The organism is Streptacidiphilus sp. EB129 (genome assembly GCF_041262645.1).
Classification (GTDB): domain Bacteria; phylum Actinomycetota; class Actinomycetes; order Streptomycetales; family Streptomycetaceae; genus Streptacidiphilus.
In genome coordinates, this window is sequence record NZ_JBGCCS010000019.1 from 115,679 (window position 1) to 132,330 (window position 16,652).

13 protein-coding genes and 2 pseudogenes are annotated in these 16,652 nt (G+C 74.8%); 7 read left to right on the forward strand and 8 right to left on the reverse strand.

What is annotated here, in order from left to right; translation table 11 throughout:
- Positions 1-147: 147 nt before the first annotated feature.
- Positions 148-1,218, forward strand: a complete 1,071-nt coding sequence (locus ABH925_RS23135) for a glycosyltransferase family 2 protein (RefSeq protein WP_370150719.1) — start codon at positions 148-150, stop codon at positions 1,216-1,218.
- Positions 1,219-1,257: 39 nt separating this feature from the next.
- Here the strand turns inward: ABH925_RS23135 and ABH925_RS23140 are convergent, their stop codons facing one another.
- The 3 genes from ABH925_RS23140 to ABH925_RS23150 form a co-directional block, all read right to left on the reverse strand.
- Positions 1,258-2,820 (reverse strand): LCP family protein, encoded by a 1,563-nt coding sequence (locus ABH925_RS23140; RefSeq protein WP_370150720.1) that lies wholly within the window; start codon positions 2,818-2,820, stop codon positions 1,258-1,260.
- Positions 2,821-2,872: 52 nt separating this feature from the next.
- A complete protein-coding gene (locus ABH925_RS23145; protein ID WP_370150721.1) occupies positions 2,873-3,823 on the reverse strand; it encodes a LytR C-terminal domain-containing protein in 951 nt (316 codons plus the stop codon).
- A gap of 204 nt (positions 3,824-4,027) precedes the next feature.
- Positions 4,028-4,792 carry a TIGR03089 family protein gene (locus ABH925_RS23150; protein WP_370150722.1) on the reverse strand — a complete coding sequence of 255 codons (765 nt, stop codon included), beginning with the start codon at positions 4,790-4,792 and terminating at the stop codon, positions 4,028-4,030.
- A 167-nt stretch (positions 4,793-4,959) separates the two neighbouring features.
- Between ABH925_RS23150 and ABH925_RS23155 the strand changes: the two genes are divergently transcribed.
- Positions 4,960-5,901 (forward strand): DNA-3-methyladenine glycosylase, encoded by a 942-nt coding sequence (locus ABH925_RS23155; RefSeq protein ID WP_370150723.1) that lies wholly within the window; start codon positions 4,960-4,962, stop codon positions 5,899-5,901.
- A 43-nt stretch (positions 5,902-5,944) separates the two neighbouring features.
- Here the strand turns inward: ABH925_RS23155 and ABH925_RS23160 are convergent, their stop codons facing one another.
- Both ABH925_RS23160 and cofD read right to left on the reverse strand, forming a co-directional pair.
- Positions 5,945-7,306: a coenzyme F420-0:L-glutamate ligase gene (locus tag ABH925_RS23160; RefSeq protein WP_370150725.1), complete on the reverse strand. Its 1,362-nt coding sequence runs from the start codon at positions 7,304-7,306 to the stop codon at positions 5,945-5,947.
- Positions 7,303-8,265, reverse strand: a complete 963-nt coding sequence (gene cofD, locus ABH925_RS23165; protein ID WP_370150726.1) for a 2-phospho-L-lactate transferase — start codon at positions 8,263-8,265, stop codon at positions 7,303-7,305. Before cofD ends, ABH925_RS23160 begins: the two co-directional genes overlap by 4 nt.
- A 113-nt stretch (positions 8,266-8,378) precedes the next feature.
- On the opposite strand from cofD, the gene ABH925_RS23170 reads away from it, so the two are divergent.
- A complete protein-coding gene (locus ABH925_RS23170; RefSeq protein WP_370150727.1) occupies positions 8,379-9,440 on the forward strand; it encodes an NAD-dependent epimerase/dehydratase family protein in 1,062 nt (353 codons plus the stop codon).
- A gap of 173 nt (positions 9,441-9,613) precedes the next feature.
- Here ABH925_RS23170 and ABH925_RS23175 read toward each other — a convergent pair whose 3' ends face one another.
- Both ABH925_RS23175 and ABH925_RS23180 read right to left on the reverse strand, forming a co-directional pair.
- Positions 9,614-10,777: a sensor histidine kinase gene (locus ABH925_RS23175; protein ID WP_370150728.1), complete on the reverse strand. Its 1,164-nt coding sequence runs from the start codon at positions 10,775-10,777 to the stop codon at positions 9,614-9,616.
- On the reverse strand, positions 10,774-11,547 hold the full coding sequence (locus ABH925_RS23180) for a response regulator transcription factor (RefSeq protein ID WP_370150729.1): 774 nt from the start codon (positions 11,545-11,547) through the stop codon (positions 10,774-10,776). Before ABH925_RS23180 ends, ABH925_RS23175 begins: the two co-directional genes overlap by 4 nt.
- Before the next feature lie 115 nt (positions 11,548-11,662).
- Here ABH925_RS23180 and ABH925_RS23185 point away from each other — a divergent pair.
- The 4 genes and pseudogenes from ABH925_RS23185 to ABH925_RS23200 form a co-directional block, all read left to right on the forward strand.
- Positions 11,663-12,394, forward strand: a pseudogene (locus ABH925_RS23185) (glycosyltransferase family 2 protein); the annotation flags it as partial.
- A 114-nt stretch (positions 12,395-12,508) separates the two neighbouring features.
- Positions 12,509-13,093 carry a DUF2064 domain-containing protein gene (locus ABH925_RS23190; RefSeq protein WP_370150755.1) on the forward strand — a complete coding sequence of 195 codons (585 nt, stop codon included), beginning with the start codon at positions 12,509-12,511 and terminating at the stop codon, positions 13,091-13,093.
- The gene (locus ABH925_RS23195) at positions 13,090-13,776 is read left to right on the forward strand and encodes a class I SAM-dependent methyltransferase (protein ID WP_370150730.1); all 687 of its coding nucleotides are present in this window, start codon (positions 13,090-13,092) and stop codon (positions 13,774-13,776) included. The genes ABH925_RS23190 and ABH925_RS23195 overlap by 4 nt, the downstream gene beginning before the upstream one ends.
- An 808-nt stretch (positions 13,777-14,584) precedes the next feature.
- Positions 14,585-15,145: pseudogene (locus ABH925_RS23200) on the forward strand (glycosyltransferase 87 family protein); the annotation flags it as partial.
- 271 nt (positions 15,146-15,416) lie between these two features.
- On the opposite strand, the gene ABH925_RS23205 reads toward ABH925_RS23200, so the two are convergent.
- The gene (locus tag ABH925_RS23205; protein WP_370150731.1) at positions 15,417-16,061 is read right to left on the reverse strand and encodes a cysteine dioxygenase family protein; all 645 of its coding nucleotides are present in this window, start codon (positions 16,059-16,061) and stop codon (positions 15,417-15,419) included.
- Positions 16,062-16,652: the final 591 nt, after the last annotated feature.

A 16,652-nucleotide genomic window follows, 5' to 3' on the forward strand; every position in this document is an offset into this window, starting at 1 on the left:
TAGGCGCGCGCGGCCCGGGCCGGGCACAGCGCGGACGGGGTGTCGGCGAGGTTCCCCCGAACGGAGAATCGTTCCGTCCCCCGGTTCCGGCGCAGGCCGGGGACCCGTTCGGTGTCGGGCCACCCCCGGCGGTACGGTGGCGTCCATATGAACGCGACCTCCGCCCCCCGTGGTGGGCAGTCCCTGCCCGCCGTTTCGGTGATCATGCCCGTCCTCAACGAGGCCCGGCATCTCCGTGAATCCGTCCGGCAGATCCTGGACCAGGAGTACGCGGGCGACATGGAGGTGGTGATCGCCCTCGGACCGTCCGGGGACGACACCGACGAGATCGCCGCGGCGCTGGTCGCCGAGACCGCCGGCACCGGCCGCGAGGTACGGACCGTCCCCAACCCGACCGGACGCACCCCGGCCGCGCTCAACGCCGCGATCCGGGGCTCGCGCCACCCGATCGTGCTGCGGGTGGACGGGCACGGACTGCTCACCCCCGGCTACGTGGCCACCGCCGTCCGGCTGCTGGGCGAGACCGGCGCCGCCAACGTCGGCGGGATCATGCACGCCGAGGGCGAGACCGAGTGGGAGATGGCCGTCGCGGCCGCGATGACCTCCCGGATCGGGGTCGGCAATGCCGCCTTCCACACCGGCGGCGAGGCGGCCGCCGCGGACACCGTCTACCTGGGCGTGTTCCGGCGCGAGGTGCTGGAGCAGCAGGGCGGCTACAACGAGGAGTTCATCCGGGCCCAGGACTGGGAGCTGAACTACCGGATCCGCCAGGACGGCGGGCTGATCTGGTTCACCCCGGACCTCCGGGTCACCTACCGCCCGCGCCCCACCGTGCGGGCGCTGGCGAAGCAGTACCGCGACTACGGCCGCTGGCGCCGGGTGGTGACCCGGTACCACCGCGGCTCGGTCAACCTGCGCTACCTGGCCCCGCCGGCGGCGGCCCTCGGCGTCGGGATCGGGCTGCTGGGCGGGCTGCTGCTGCACCCGGCGCTGTTCCTGGCACCGGGTGGCTACGCGGCGGCGATCCTGGTGGGCTCGCTCCGGGAGGGGCGCGGGCTGCCCGCGAAGGCCCGCGTGCAGCTGCCGGTGGCGCTGACCACCATGCACATGTGCTGGGGCTGGGGCTTTCTGACCAGCCCCCGCTCGCTCGCCAGGCGGGTCATCGCCAGCACAGCGCCCGCCCCGATGCGAAGCGCGGACCGCACCCCGTCACCCTGAGGCTGCGTCACCATGAAACTGCGTCACCATGAAGCTGCGTCACCATGAATACACCGGATTGACCTTGGCGCACTTGCTCTCGCTGCCGCTCTGCTGAGGGGCGGTGGTGGGCACCGCGCCGGGGGCCGGGGTGATGGTGACCGGGAAGCTGCCGCCCGTGGTCCAGTCGGCGCCGACGACCAGGGTCGTCCGCGTCGCGTCCGCGCTCTCGTGCAGCGCGCTGGGCGGCAGGCGCAGGGCTGCGGCGAGGGCCTGGGCCGCCGCCTGGTCGGCCGGGGCGAAGGTGAGCGTCGTGCTCTGCTGGCGGGCGGGCGCGTTCAGGCCGTTGCGGGCCCGGGTGAAGCCGAGCGCGTGCAGTGCGGCGGTGACCGTGGTCGCCCGCCCGGCGGCGCCGCTGCCGTTCTCGACGGTGAGCCGGACCGCCGCCGCGGTCGGTGCGGCGGAGGCGGTCGGTGCGGACGACGGCGAACCCGACGGCGCGGCGGCGGCGCCGTGGGCGTCCATCGGGACGTCCCCGCGCACCATTGCGAACAGCCGGTCGGCGTCACCGGGCATGGGGATGACCCAGGCCTTCGGGTTCTTAGGGTCCTCTGCGTAGGGCATGGTCACCGTGGTCAGCCGGTCCGGCTGCAGGTTCTTCAACTGGTTGACCAGGCCCACCAGTTTGCCGACGCTGTCGAGCCCGTCGTCCACGCTCAGCGCCTTGGTCGCGGCGTCGGCGAGCGAGAGGATCCTGCCCGGGTCGGTCAGCGTCCCGCCGGAGCGCAGCTGGCGCAGCATCGAGGTCAGGTACATGTGCTGGGTCTGGGTGCGGTAGAGGTCGCTGCCGTCCCCGAACCCGTGCCGGGTGCGCAGCCACTCCAGCGCCTCGACCCCCTTGATCACGTGGTCCCCCTGGGTGAGCCGCAGATGCGAGTACGGGTCGGCGACATTGGCGTTGAGGCAGACCGGCACGCCGCCGATCGCGTCCGCCATGCTGACCACCCCGCCGAAGTCGACCATCATGTAGTGGTCGATGTGGATGCCCGTCAGCTGGTGCCAGGTGTAGACGGTGCAGCCGGGCCCGCCGTGGGACAGGCTGTCGGTGATCTGCTCGTGCGGCGACTCGGGGTAGGTCTTCCCGGTGGCCGGGTCGGTGCAGGCCGGGATGTCGACCATGGTGTCGCGCGGGATGCTGATCAGCGAGGCGTTGCTGCGGTCGGCCGAGACGTGCAGCAGCATCTCCACGTCCGCGTGCGCCGGGCCGCCGACCGAGTCGCGCGAACCGCCGAGCTGCAGGTCGGCGGCGGTGTCCCGGGTGTCGGAGCCGATCAGCAGCACGTTCAGCGCGCTGTGGGCGGAGTCGGAGGAGTCGCCGCCCTGGTCGCCGAAGCTCAGGGCGCCGTGCCTGATGTTGCTGTTCAGGTACTGCACATAGCCCCAGCCGCCGACGGCGACCAGGGTCAGCACGATGCCGACCGTGAGCGCGACCGCCCGTCCGCGCCGACGCGGCCGCCGTCGGCGGTCGCACCTCCGGTCGCCGCGCCTGCCGTTCACCGCGGACGCGCCGCCGATCCGCGACGGCGCCCTGCGGCGGCGGGAGTTGGTGGGGTTGCTGGTCATCGGCGGTGCCTGCCTTCAAGCTCTCGGGCGTATGCCCGGAACTCGCGCCGGGCTACTGGCTGCCGCAGCCGGTCTTTCCGGTCATGCCGGTGGTGGCACTCGCCGTCGCCGGGCCGGTCGGGGCTGCGGGGGAGGGGGCCGCGAACGGCTTGCCTATGCCGTGGAAGTCCTGGCCGAGCGTCAGCACCATCGAGTCGCCCGCACCGGTGGTCTTTCCGTCGCCGTGCAGCGCGGTGGCGGGCAGCTGCATCGCCGCGGCGACGGTACGGGCCTGGTCCACGTGGTCGGGCGCGTACACCAGCGTGGTCGTGGGGACGATCGGGTTGGGGCCGCCGTTGCTGGCCCGGCGGAAGAGCTTGTCGTTCTGCATCCAGCTGAGCACCACCTCGGCCTGCCCGATGGTGCCGGTGCCGTTGAGGACGACCACGTGGATGTTGACCGGCGCAGCCTTCGGGCCCTGCAGGAACGAGCCGGAGACAGCGGGTTCCGGCAGCGGTACGGCGGCCTGCGCTGACGGTGCGCCGCCGGCGCCGGCGCCGGGGGAGGCGCAGCCGCTCGCGGCGCTCGCCGTGCCGCTCTCGGCGGCGCTGCTGCTGCCGCCCTTGAGCAGCACATAGCCACAGACCGCGCCGGTCGCGAGCAGGAAGCAGGCCACACCGGCCAGCCACCGCCCGCTGTGCTGCTGGCCGCCCCTGTCGGCCCCGCCCCGGTTGCCACGGCCCGGGGTGCCACGGCCGCGAGGCGCCGCTGCGCCGCGGCGACGGGCGGCGCGGCCGGGCTGGGGCGGTGCGGACGGCGTCGGTCCGCCCTGCGCGGGCGGCGGGGACTGCCACTGCGGGTGTGATGACGGTGCGGACGGCGGCTGATGCGGAGGCGCGGGCCTGGGCGGCGGCGGACGCTCACCGGGCAGGCGCATCCGGTACTCGCCGCTGACCGGGTCGAGCACCCACAGGTCGGCGGCATCGGCACCGCCGAGGTCGCCCGTCCCGTGTCCCGTCTGCACGCCTTGCTCCGCTCTTCCGGACGTCTCTCCGTTCCCCGAGTCGGCCACACTAGCCGGTCGGCCTGTGGCTGCGACGCCCAGCCCGGGAGAAGTGCACGGAACGGGTGGAGTTGCCCCCGTTTCTGAGGGAAAGGTGTCTGAGGGAAACGTGTACGGAACCGCTCACCGCCGCGGGTCGCGGAACCGTCCGGGCAGAGCGGGGTGTCAGCTGATCCGGCGGGTCACCCGCTCGGCGGCGATCCGCTGCTCCATCAGCGCCTCGTCCAGCTTCTCGCTGTTGCGGCAGAGCACCACGGAGGCCCCGGCGGCGATCGGCACCAGCAGTCCGCCGCCCAGGCCGGACCAGTCGTCGAAGGACAGCGTGCTCAGCACCCGGTCGCCCGGTCCCAGCTCCAGCGCCTCGGCCTGCTCGATGGCCAGCGACACCGTCCGCGCCCCGCTCAGCTGCTCGCCGTCGATCACCAGCGCCGGCCGCTCCGGATCCACCGGCGCGTACGGGACGAAGCGGTCGCCCTGGGCCGGAACCTCGGCCGCGTAGTCCAGGAAGCCGGCCGGCAGCTCGGGGAACCGTCCGCCCAGCGGGCGCAGCGCCAGCGCCACCCGCTCGCCGGGGCAGGCGAGCGCGTCGGTGAGCGTGTCCGGGCCGCTGACCACCAGCGACGCCTCGGCGGGGTCCCCGCCCGGATACACCGTCAGCCCGACCGACCAGCAGGCGAACAGCCAGATGGCGGTCTGCCAGTGCGCCGGGAGCAGCAGCGCGGCACGGTCGTCGGGCCCGGCGGCGAGATCGTCCTGCAACAGGTTGGCGGTCTTCGCCACCCAGTTGTCGAAGGTCTTGACCGACAGCTCGACCCGTTCACCGGTCGCGTCGTCGTAGTAGGTGATCAGCGGACGGGCCGGGTCGGCCGCGAGAGCGGAGCGCAGCAGATCGGCGGGGGTCTCTGCGCCGCTGGGAGGTGTCTGGCTCATGGTGGACTCCAGCCTATGCCCTGGGACGGATGTGGTCGCGCACCTGTGCGGCGCGTGCTGCGGCGGCAGGAAGGACCTTGAAAACAGTCACCGTTGAACGTCCCCCCGGGGCTCGCACGGTACCAAAGCGCCCCCTGGTGCGCAGGTGCGCCCCGTACTCTTACGGGGTGGATCGGACGGCTGTCGGGACGGACGGGCGCGAGCGGATCTGGCGGCCCGAGGGGCCCCTGGACGTCGCGGCCACCGTCGGCGTGCTGCGGTTCGGCCCCGGCGACCCGGCCTACCGGACCACCGCCGACGGCGCGGTGTGGCGGGTGTCACGTACCCCGGGCGGGCTGGGCACGCTGCGGATCGCGGTCCGGCGCGCGCAGGGCGCGGTCGAGGCACGGGCCTGGGGCCCCGGCGCCGAGTGGCTGCTGGACCGGCTGCCGTCGCTGCTCGGCGCGGACGACGACCCGTCCGGCTTCGACCCGGGCGACCATCCGCTGCTGCGCGACGTGCACCGGCGCCACCCCGGGCTGCGGATCGGCCGGACCGGGCTGGTGCTGGAGTCCCTGGTGCCGGCCGTGCTCGGGCAGCGGGTCACCGTGGGCGAGGCGCACCACGCCTGGCGCGAGCTGCTGCTGGGCCACGGGGCGGCGGCCCCCGGCCCCGCGCCCGCCGGGATGCGGGCGGCGCCCGCCGCACGCGACTGGGCCATGATCCCCTCCTGGGACTGGCACCGGGCCCGGGTGGACGGCAAGCGCAGCGCGGCCGTGGTCCGGGTGGCGCGGCTGGCCGCGCGGCTGGAGCGCGCCTCGGTGCTGCCGGCCGGAGAGGCCGCCGCGCTGCTGACCACGGTCCCCGGCATCGGCGTGTGGACCGCGGCCGAGACGCTGCAGCGCAGCAACGGTGACGCCGACGCGGTCACGGTCGGTGACCTCCATCTGCCGAACACCGTCGGCTGGGCCCTGGCCGGGCGCGAACGCAGCGACGACGGCGTGATGCTGGAGCTGCTGGAGCCCTACCGGGGCCACCGGCACCGGGTCTGCCGCCTGCTCCGCCTCACCTCGGTGCGCGCCCCCCGGCACGCCCCCCGCTACGCCCCGATCGACTTCCGGGCCATGTGACCGCCGCTGCGGCGAAAGCCTTCAGCGGACCTCGACGAAGGCCTCAGCGGACCTCGACGAAGGCGTCCGCGTCGCGGGGGAGCCGTTCCGGGGCCGGTGCGGCGGGGTGGCCGACGGCGACCGCGCCCATCGGGTCCCAGTCGGCCGGCAGCCGCAGCGCCTCGCGTACGGTGTCGCGGCAGAACATCGTCGACGACACCCACGCCGTGCCGAGCCCCTCTCCGGAGAGGGTGACCAGCAGGTTCTGCACGGCGGCGCCCATCGCCACCACGAACATCTCCCGCTCCGCCGCCGCCCGGCGCGGGTCCGGGTAGTCGTGCGCGCCGGTCGTCACCAGGCAGGGGACCACCAGGTACGGGGCGTCGCGCAGCACGTCCCCGCGCCGGACCCGGGTGGCGATCCGCTCCGGGCCCCGGCCGTCCAGCTCCCGCAGGTCGCGGTTCCAGGCCGCGAGCATCGCGTCCAGCAACGCCGTCCTGGTCTCCTGACGCTCCACCAGGACGAAGCGCCAGGGCGTGGTGTGGTGCGGGGCGGGCGCCGTGACGGCCGCGGCGACGGCACGCCGCACCGCCGCTCCGTCCACCGGTTCCGCGGTGAACCGGCGCACCGTGCGCCGTCCGGTGACCGCCTCGCGGACCGCCTCGGAGGTGCCGAGCCGGAACATGTCCTCGGCGGCGGTACGGATCATCGGCCGGACCCCGGGCCCGTCGTCCTCGGTGACCAGGTGGCCCAGCCCACGGACCACGGCCACGGGGCGGCCGCTGGCCTTGCCCTTGACCAGGTCGGCCGCTGCGGCGAGCTCGTCCGCCGTCGCGGTGACCGTCATCGCCAGCTCGTTGCCGTGGGCGTCGAGCCGGCCGCGGTGGTCGTCCAAGACCTCGATCCCGGCCGCGCCGATGGCCACGTCCGTCAAGCCGTTGCGCCAGGGTCGCCCGAAGGTGTCGGTGATGACCACCGCGACGCGCCTGCCGGTGAGCTCGCCGAGCCGCTTGCGCAGCGCGCGGGCGGAGGCGTCCGGATCCTCGGGCAGCAGCAGTACCGTCCCTGACGGCGTGTTGGACGCGTCCACGCCGGCCGCGGCCATCACCAGCCCCTGCCGGTTCTCGACGATCCGGGTCCGCCCGCGCCGGGCCACCACCCGTACCGTCTCGGCGTCGATCGCCGCCTCCCGGTCGTCCGCGTGCACGATCCGGCCCTCGGCCTTGCTCACGATCTTCGAGGTCACCAGCAGGATGTCGCCGTCGGCGAGCCAGTCGCCGTCGAGGCCGGCGGGGCCGTCCTGGCCGTCCGTCTCGCGGGCGAAGCGGGCCAGTGCCGAGGCGAGGACCTGGCCGAGGTCGTCGCCCGGGGCGATCTCGGGGACGCCGGGGAACGCGACGACGGAGAAGTTCGTTGGCGTGGTCACGGCTTGCGCACCGCCTCCGCGAAGTCCAGCGCCGCGCGGGCCATCGCGGCACTCGCGTCGACGTCCGTCATCCACAGCGGCACCGCGCGGCAGGGGATGCCGGCGGCCTCGACCTCGGCCACGGACGCCTCGTCCGCCTCGTCGACCAGCCAGCCGTCGATGAGGTCGCTGCCGTAGCGCTTCGCCACCGCCGCGGCGGTGGTCTCCACCCCCACCGCCTCCAGGACCTTGTCGGCCATGCCCCGCACCGGCGCCCCGCCGATGATCGGGGACAGGCCGATCACCGGAGCGGCGGACTGCGCCACCGCGCGGCGGATCCCGGGCACGGCGAGGATCGTGCCCACGCTCACCACCGGGTTCGACGGCGGGAAGAGGATCACGTCCGCCTCCGCCAGCGCCTCCAGCACGCCCGGCGCGGGCTTCGCCGTCTCCGCACCGACGGGGACGATCGCGTGCGCCGGGATCAGCGCGTGGTGTTTCACCCAGTACTCCTGGAAGTGCACCGCCTTGCGCTCGCCGTCGACGTCGGTGACCACATGCGTCTCGACCCGGTCGTCCGACATCGGCAGCAGCCGCACCCCCGGCTGCCAGCGGGCGCACAGCGCCTCGGTGACGGCGCTCAACGGGTAGCCCGCGCCCAGCATCTGGGTCCGGACGATGTGCGTGGCGAAGTCCCTGTCGCCGAGGCCGAACCACTCCGGGCCGACCCCGTACTCCTTCATCTCCGCCTTGATGGAGAAGGACTCGTCGGCCCGCCCCCAGCCCTGCTCCTCGTGGATGCCGCCACCCAGGGTGTACATGACGGTGTCCAGGTCGGGGCAGACCTTCAACCCGAACAGGTGAATGTCGTCGCCGGTGTTCCCGATGACGGTGATCTCACCCTCGGGACCAACCGCCTGCTTGAGGCCGCGCAGGAAGCGCGCGCCGCCGATTCCTCCGGCCAGTACCACGATGCGCATGCCGACCATCCTCGCAGGTGCCTCCGACAAAGCGGCGGCGGACCCTTACGGACCGCTGACGGATCGTCGAGGACCGTCGCCGCGCGGCGCTTCCGCGCCTACCGTCCCCAGGTATGGACGTACTCCTCACCGGCGGAGCCGGATTCATCGGGTCGGCCGTCGCCGCCCGTCTCGCCGCCTCGGGTCACCGGGTGCGGGTGCTGGACGCGCTGCTCCCCGCGGTGCACCAGGACCGCGGCCCGCTCGACCTGCCCGACGGCGTCGAGTTCGTGCGCGGGGACGTCCGCGACCGGGAGACCGTGGAGCGGGCGCTGCGCGGCGTCACCGCGGTCTGCCACCAGGCCGCGATGGTCGGCCTCGGTCTGGACCTCGACGACGCGCCCGACTACGTCGGCTGCAACGACCTGGGCACGGCGGTGCTGCTGGCCGCGATGGCGCGGTCCCGGGTGCGCCGGCTGGTGCTGGCCGGTTCGATGGTCGTCTACGGCGAGGGCCGCTACCGCTGCGCCGAGCACGGCGACGTCGCCCCCGGCCCGCGCCGCACCGTCGACCTGGACGCGGGCCGCTTCGAGCCGCCGTGCCCCCGCTGCGGTGCGGCGCTGCAGGCCGAGCTGGTGGACGAGAGCGCCCCGACCGACCCCCGCAACGTCTACGCCGCCAGCAAGCTGGCCCAGGAGCACCTGGCCTCGGCCTGGGCCCGGGGCTGCGGCGGGCAGGTGATCGCGCTGCGGTACCACAACGTGTACGGGCCGGGGATGCCGAAGGACACCCCGTACGCGGGGGTGGCCTCGATCTTCCGCTCGGCGCTGGCGCGCGGCGAGGCCCCGAGGGTGTTCGAGGACGGCGGTCAGCGCCGGGACTTCGTGCACGTCGCGGACGTGGCCGAGGCCAACCTCGCCGCGCTGCGGTCCGTGCCGGACCGGCCGGAGGGGAGTTCGCGCTGCTACAACGTGGGCAGCGGGGTGGTGCACACGGTCGGCGAGATGGCCACCGCGCTGTCCGCGGCGCGGGGCGGCCCGGCCCCGGTGGTGACCGGGGAGTACCGGCTCGGCGACGTCCGGCACATCACGGCCGACTCGCGCCGGCTGCGCGAGGAACTCGGCTGGCGTCCGGTGGTCCCCTTCAGCTCGGGCATGTCCGGCTTCGCCCACGCCCCCCTCCGCGGCCAGGCCTAGCCCCTCCCGGGCTGCGCTGAGCCCCTGGCGGGGCTGCGCCGAGTCCCTGGCTGGCTGCGCCTGACGGTTTCGGGGGGCGGTACCCGGACAGGCGCAGCCTCGCGCTTCACATTCCGGGCTGCGCCGTTCGCCTGCCGCGTTCCGAGCTGCCGTGCCGGGGCAGGGTGCCGGGGTCAGTGGCGGGCCGCGGCGGGGAGGGCGATCTCGAAGCAGCAGCCGCCGAGCACGTTGTGGACCGAGGCGTGGCCGGCGTGGGCCTCGACGATGCCCCGCACGATCGCCAGTCCCAGGCCCGCGCCGGTATCGCCATGGTGCTGGACCGCGTCGACGGTGCCCCGGGGCGCGCGGGGTGTCCGCGCGCTGCCGCCACGCCAGCCGGTCTCGAACACCCGCCCGAGGTCCTGCTCGTCGATCCCGCCGCAGCCGTCCGTCACCGACACCACGACCTCGCGCTCCTCCAGCCGCGCGGCCACGGCGACGGTGCCGTCCACCGGCGTCGAGCGGATGGCGTTGATCAGCAGGTTCCCCAGAACCCTGGTGATCTCCCGGGGGTCGACCTCGACCGGGGCCGGTGCCACCCGGTCGCCGACCAGGTGCACCCCGCGCTCGCGGGCCAGCGGGTAGGCACCGGCTATGGCGTCGCCGACCAGGTCGTAGACCGAGACCCGGGAGAGGCTCAGGGTCAGCGCGCCGGCCTGGATCCGGGACAGCTCGAACAGGTCGTCGACCATGCCGGTGAGCCGGTCCACCTCGGTGCGGATCCGGGCGTGGTAGCGCTGCGGGTCGTCGGCGACGCCGTCCTCCAGCGCCTCGGCCATCGCCCGCAGCCCGGCCAGCGGGGTCCGCAGGTCGTGCGAGATCCAGGCGATCAGCTCGCGCCGCGAGCTCTCCAGGGCACGCTCGCGCTGCCGCGACTCGGCCAGCCGCGCACTGGTCGCGGAGAGCTCGGCGCTGAGCGCGGACAGCTCGGAGGCCAGTGGCGCGTCCGGCGCGGTGAAGCCGGCGTCGCTGCCGACCGTGCGCGCGGCCACGGCCAGCGCCCGGCTCCCGGCCACCACCTGACGGCTCAACAGTGCCGCGACGGCCAGCGAGACCAGCGAGCCCATGGCGAGCACGACCGTGACCACCCAGTAGTCGTGCCGGTCCAGGAACATCGCCTGGGCCACCGCGATGGTCGCCGCGCCCAGCGCCAGCACGGTCACCAATGCGACCGTGAACAGGGACATCGCCAGCGACCGCCGGCGCAGCAGCAGGATGGCGGCCCAGCCGATCACCCCGGCGGCGCCCGCGCCGCCCGCCGCGTAGCTGGCCATCAACAACAGGTCGCTGCCGCTCATGCCTGCACCGCCTCCTTCGTCTCGCTCCCGGCCGGGTCGAAACGGTAGCCGACGCCCCAGACCGTGGTGATCAGCTTCGGTGCCGCCGGATCGTCCTCGATCTTCTCCCGCAGCCGCCGCACATGGACGGTCACCGTGGACATGTCGCCGAAGTCCCAGCCCCAGACCTTGTGCATCAGCTCCTCGCGTCCGAAGGCCGTCCCCGGATGCTGCAGCAGGAAGGCCAGCAGGTCGAACTCGCGCAGGGTGAGGGCCAGCTCGCGGCCGCCGCGCTGGGCCCGCCGGGCGGCCGGGTCCAGCGTCAGGTCCCCGGCGCCGAGCAGTTCGGGGGTGGTGGCGGGAGCCGACGCGGCCGCGCTGCGGCGCAGCACCGACTGGATCCGCAGCACCAGCTCGCGCGGCGAGAAGGGCTTGGTCACGTAGTCGTCCGCGCCGAGCTCCAGGCCGAGGATCCGGTCGTGCTCGTCGCCCTTGGCGGTGAGCATCACCACCGGTACCCCGCGCGCGGCCGGGTCGGCGCGGAGCCGGCGGCAGACCTCCAGGCCGTCGATCTCCGGCAGCATCAGGTCGAGGACGACCAGGTCGGGGCGGGTCGCGGTGGCCTGCTGCAGCGCGGCGCGGCCGTCGGCGGCGCGGTCGACGGCATAGCCGGCCCGCAGCAGGTAGCCGGTGACGACCTCGGCGACGGTGGGGTCGTCGTCGACGACCAGGATCCGTCCCTGCGGGGTGGGGGTCGGTGCCGTGGGGGGCTGCGCTGGTGTTGGGCTCACCCTTCGAGGGTAGAAGCCCGCGGCCTGCGGCGATCCGTTCCGGTGCGGCGCCGTAGGACTTCCGTAAGGTGGCTGCGAGGCATTTGTCCGGCTTTCCGCTCGTACCTTGAGCCGCATGACGAATCACCTTGCGCCCCGCCGCGCGCCCGGAAGCCCGGCCGTGGACGTCGTTCTGCCCTGCCTCGACGAGGCGGAGGCGCTGCCCTGGGTGCTGGACCGGATGCCGGACGGCTACCGGGCGATCGTCGTGGACAACGGCTCCCGGGACGGCTCCGCCGACCTGGCGCGGGACCTCGGCGCGCTGGTGGTGCCCGAGCCCAGGCGCGGCTTCGGCTCCGCCTGCCACGCCGGACTGCTGGCGGCGACCGCCGAGTTCGTCTGCTTCTGCGACTGCGACGCCTCGCTGGACCCGGCCGAGCTGCCGGCCCTGGTCGACCTGGTCCGGGACGGCGACGCCGACCTGGTGCTGGGGCGCAGGCGCCCCACCGCGCGCGGGGCCTGGCCGCTGCACGCCCGCCTCGCCAACGCCGAGCTGGCCCGGCGGCTGCGCGGTCGCACCGGGGCCGCGCTGCACGACCTGGGGCCGATGCGGGCCGCCCGGCGCGAGCGGCTGCTGGGCCTGGGCCTGGGCGACCGGCGCTCGGGCTACCCGCTGGAGATGGTGCTGTCCGGCGCCGCGGCCGGGCTGCGGATCGTGGAGCGGGACGTCGCCTACCGGCCGCGGGCCGGGCGGTCCAAGGTCACCGGCACCCTGCGCGGCACCCGGCAGGCGGTGCAGGACATGCGCGCACTGCTCGCCGCACCGGCGCCGACGCTGCTGGTGCTGGCCAAGGCGCCGGTCCCGGGCCGGGTCAAGACCAGGCTCACCCCGGCGGTCAGCCCGGAACAGGCGGCCCGGCTCGCCGAGGCGGCGCTGGCGGACACGCTCCGGACGCTGGACCGGGTCCCGGCCGCCAGGCGGGTGCTGGTCCTGGAGGGCGCCCCCGGGCGCTGGCTGCCGCCCGGCTGGGAGGTGGTGCCGCAGCACGGCGGCGGACTGGACGTACGGCTGGCCGCGGCCTTCACCGAGGCGGCGGGCGCGGGACCGGCACTGCTGGTCGGCATGGACACCCCGCAACTGGACGCCAGGACCGTGGCCGAGCCGCTGTCCCCGGCGGCCCGCGCCGGGGTGGACGCCTGGTTCGGCCCGGCCGCGGACGGCGGCTTCTGGGCGCTGGGCCTGGCCCGGCCCACCGCCGAGCTGGCCGAACGGCTCCTGCTCGGCGTCCCGATGTCCACCGCGGAGACCGGCGCGGTGCTCCGGGCCCGGCTCGCCGCCGCCGGTCTGGCGGTGGCCACCTTGCCGACGCTCACCGACGTGGACACGGTCACCGAGGCCGCGGAGGTCGCCGCACTCGCCCCGCACACCCGCTTCGCCGACAGCTGGCGCACCCTCGCCCCGGCGCAGGCCGGCCCTTCGGCGCCCGCTCCGGCATCGGCCGGCCCTTCGGCGCCCGCCCCGGCGCTGGTCGGCTCCGCCGCCGCAGGCCTGGAGGCCGCCCGATGACCTCGGCCGTCCTCGGCCCGGCCCTGACCCCCTGGGTGGACGACCCGTTCGCCGAGGCGATGCGCACCGGCCGCGGCCCGCTCTGGCTGCGCCGCCAGGACGGCCACCGCTACCCCCTGGACGTCGAACGCTGGTGCGCCCCGCCGGACGTGGCGGACCGCACCCTGCTGCACCGTTGCGTCCAGCGCGGCGTCCCCGCGCTGGACCTCGGCTGCGGCCCCGGCCGGCTGGTGGCGGAGCTGCAGGCCTACGGCCTGCCGGCGCTGGGCGTGGACGTCACGCCCGCCGCGGTCGCCCGCACCCGGGGCATCGGCGGCAGCGCGCTGTGCCGCTCGGTCTTCGACCGGCTGCCCGGCGAGGGACGCTGGGGCACCGCGCTGCTCGCCGACGGCAACCTGGGCATCGGCGGCGACCCCGGCGCGCTGCTGCTCCGGGTCGCCGAACTGCTCGCGCCGGACGGCGTGCTGCTGGTCGAGGTCGAGCCGACGGACGTGGACGAGCGGGTGACCGTCACCGTCCAGGACGGCCACGGGCGCAGCGGGCCGCCGTTCCGCTGGGCCCGCCTGGGCACCCGGCCGACGCTGCGTCACGCCCTGGATGCGGGGCTGGAGTTCAGCGACGCCTGGGCCAGCGAGGGCCGCCGCTTCCTGGCGCTGCGGCCGACCCGCGACTACTCGCTGTAGCTTAATTTCACCCGAAGAGGGGGTTTATGTCGGATTCTCGTCACTCTCCGCGTTCTCTCCAGCAGGATGGGTCGTGCCAGCACCACCCGTTCCGCAGGCGTTCGGCACCTTACGGAAGTCCTACGGACCCCCGTCCCGGGGTCCGTGACCGACCGCTCGGTGCCAGGGTGACAGGGTGCCCCTCCTCACCCAGCGACCAGGGCCCGCCGGCCCCGCCCCAGCCCCGCGCCGGGGCGCCGCCTTCCGCCGGGCGGCGTCCCGACGCGGCCGCGCCGCCGCCGGTCCGGTCTGCGTTCTCCTCCTCGTCGCCCTGGTGGCGGCGCTCGCGCGGACCGTCACCGGCGGCGGCACCCTCGGCAACAGCACCCCCCTGCCCGGCTGGTACGTCGTGGACGGGGTGCTGTTCGCCGCCGCCGTGCTGGCGCTGCGGCTGGCCTCGCCCCGTCACGGTGGACGGCGCACCGCCGCACTGGTGCTGGCCGGCAGTGTCGCCCTGGCCGTGACCGGGCTGCTCGCCCCGCCGCGTACCAGTGACGACGCCTACCGCTACGTCTGGGACGGCCAGGTCCAGTCGGCCGGCATCTCCCCGTACGCCTACGCGCCGACCGACCCGGCGCTGGCCTCGCTGCGCGCGGACGATCCCGCGCTGTTCCCGACCACCGGCAGCTGCACCGGCTGGGACCTGCACCGCTCCGGTGCCATCTGCACCCACATCAACCGTCCGACCGTGCACACCATCTACCCCCCGGTCGCCGAGGTGTGGTTCCTCGGCGTCTACCAGGCGGGCCGGCTGACCGGGGGTCACGGCGTGCGCACCGCCCAGGCCGGCGGCGCGCTGCTCGCGGTCGCCACCACCGGTGCGTTGCTGCTGCTCCTGCGCCGCCGCAGGGCGCCGCTGCACCGGGCCGCGCTCTGGGGGTGGTGCCCCGGCGTGGTGCTGTGGGCGGTCAACGACGCCCATGTGGACGCCCTGGGCGCGCTGCTGATGGTCTGTGGGCTGGGGCGGGTGTGGCGCGGCCGGCAGGCCGTGGGCGGGGCGCTGCTGGGCCTGGCCACCGCGACCAAGCTGATCCCGGTGCTGGCGCTGCCGGGGGTGATGGCCGGGGTACTGGCGCGGGGCCGCCGTCCGGTGCTGCGGGACCTGCTGGTCCCGGCCGTCGCGGCGGGGACGTTCCTGCTCTGCTACCTGCCCTATGTGCTGGCCTCGGGCCTCGGTGTGATCGGCTTCCTGCCCGGCTACCTGCAGGAGGAGGGCTACGACCAGGGCTCCCGCTTCGCGCTGCTGTCCCTGCTCGGGCTGCCGCAGCAGCTGCTCGGGTACCTGGTGGGCGCGCTGCTGCTGGCGACCGTGCTGGTGGTGCTGCGGCGGGGCGACCCGGCCGCGCCCTGGCGCGGCGCGCTGCTGGTCATCGGCACCGCGCTGTTGCTGGCCGACCCGCACTACCCCTGGTACGCGCTGCTGGTGGTGGCCCTGGTCGCACTGGACGGGCGGGTGGAGTGGCTCGGCGTACCGGCGGCGGGGGAGTTCGTGTACCTGTTCGGCAGCGGGACCCACGGCGTGGTCGAGGCGTACGGGGCCGCGCTGTACCTGGTGCTGGCCGGTGCCGCGGTGCGCAGCCTGGGACGGACCGCGGCGCTGGTCAGTGCCCCGGCTCCGGCGGCGCCGGCCCGGCCGGCCGCGCGGCCGCGGGAGCCGTCGCCGACGGTGCCGCTGCCTGCCGACCGTGGGCCAGTGGCCAGCCCGAGCCGTACGGCGTCATCTCGGTGAGGCCGGGGAAGTAGACGTGCAGGCTGACCGCGGGCTCCAGCGAGGTGTTGACCATCTCGTGCAGGTAGCCGGGGGTGAAGGCCCGCTGTGCGCCGGGCTCCAGCCGGCGCTCGGTGCGGCCGGCCCCGGTCAGCGAACGCTCCGTCAGCTCACCGGCCAGCACCGTGAGGACACCGGAGGACCGGCCGTGGTCGTGGCCGCCGCTGCCCTGGCCGGGGAGCCAGCTCAGCAGCCACACCTCGTAGCCGGGGCCGGTCTCCAGGCGTCCGTACCAGCGGGTGATCGGGTCGTAGCGGACCATCGGCTGCCAGCGCTCGCGGTCGGCGGCGACCCGGCGGGCGAGGGCGGCGAAGTCGCCGACGGTGCTGGGGTGGGTGAGCGGCTCGGGGGCGAGATGCGGCCAGGCGAGCGGATCGCCCGCGATGCTGACGTCGCTGAGGCCGTCGGCCCAACGGGGCTGGACAAGACGCCGCTCGACCTGACGGGAACCAAGGTGGCCGTGAATGCGTGAGTGCATGGAGAGGATGTCCTTGCTGGCGCTCTGAGCTGTGAGGGGAGGTACGAGGGTGCTTCCCGAACAGGGCCCGACCGGCGGTCAGACCCTAGCTACAGAAACAACACAGCGAGCGACGGCAACGAGCGCGCGCGGCGGCGGCACGGCGGAGCCCGGCAACGGGGCTCGTGGCGTGCTCGCGGTTCCGCGACGACTCTGACATAGGGGCTAGGAGACAGCGCCCGCCACCGCGCTGTCAACTCCGACCCGGACAACGAGGTGTACATCACCTGATCGGGGGATAAATCATCTCCTGGGTTTGCGACCCAAGATCGGCGGGAACGAGCGGCTCGACGTTGCCAGGGAATGCCGGGAAGCGCGGCAGGTCGCACGTCGGCGCGCACGGCGCACCCCGCTCGCCCGGCCTGAGCTGGGCTTCTGGCGCGATCGACAGGCCCAAGCCCCGTTTGTCCGGATATGCACACTTATTGTGTGCGCTTGGTTCCAGGGAGTGAATCCCCGGCCCAATACCAGAGCACAGCTTGACGGGGCCAGAGTTGCGCACTTGTAATTTCACTCGTGTCGTTTTGTCGCTTGGACAACGGCCGCACCACG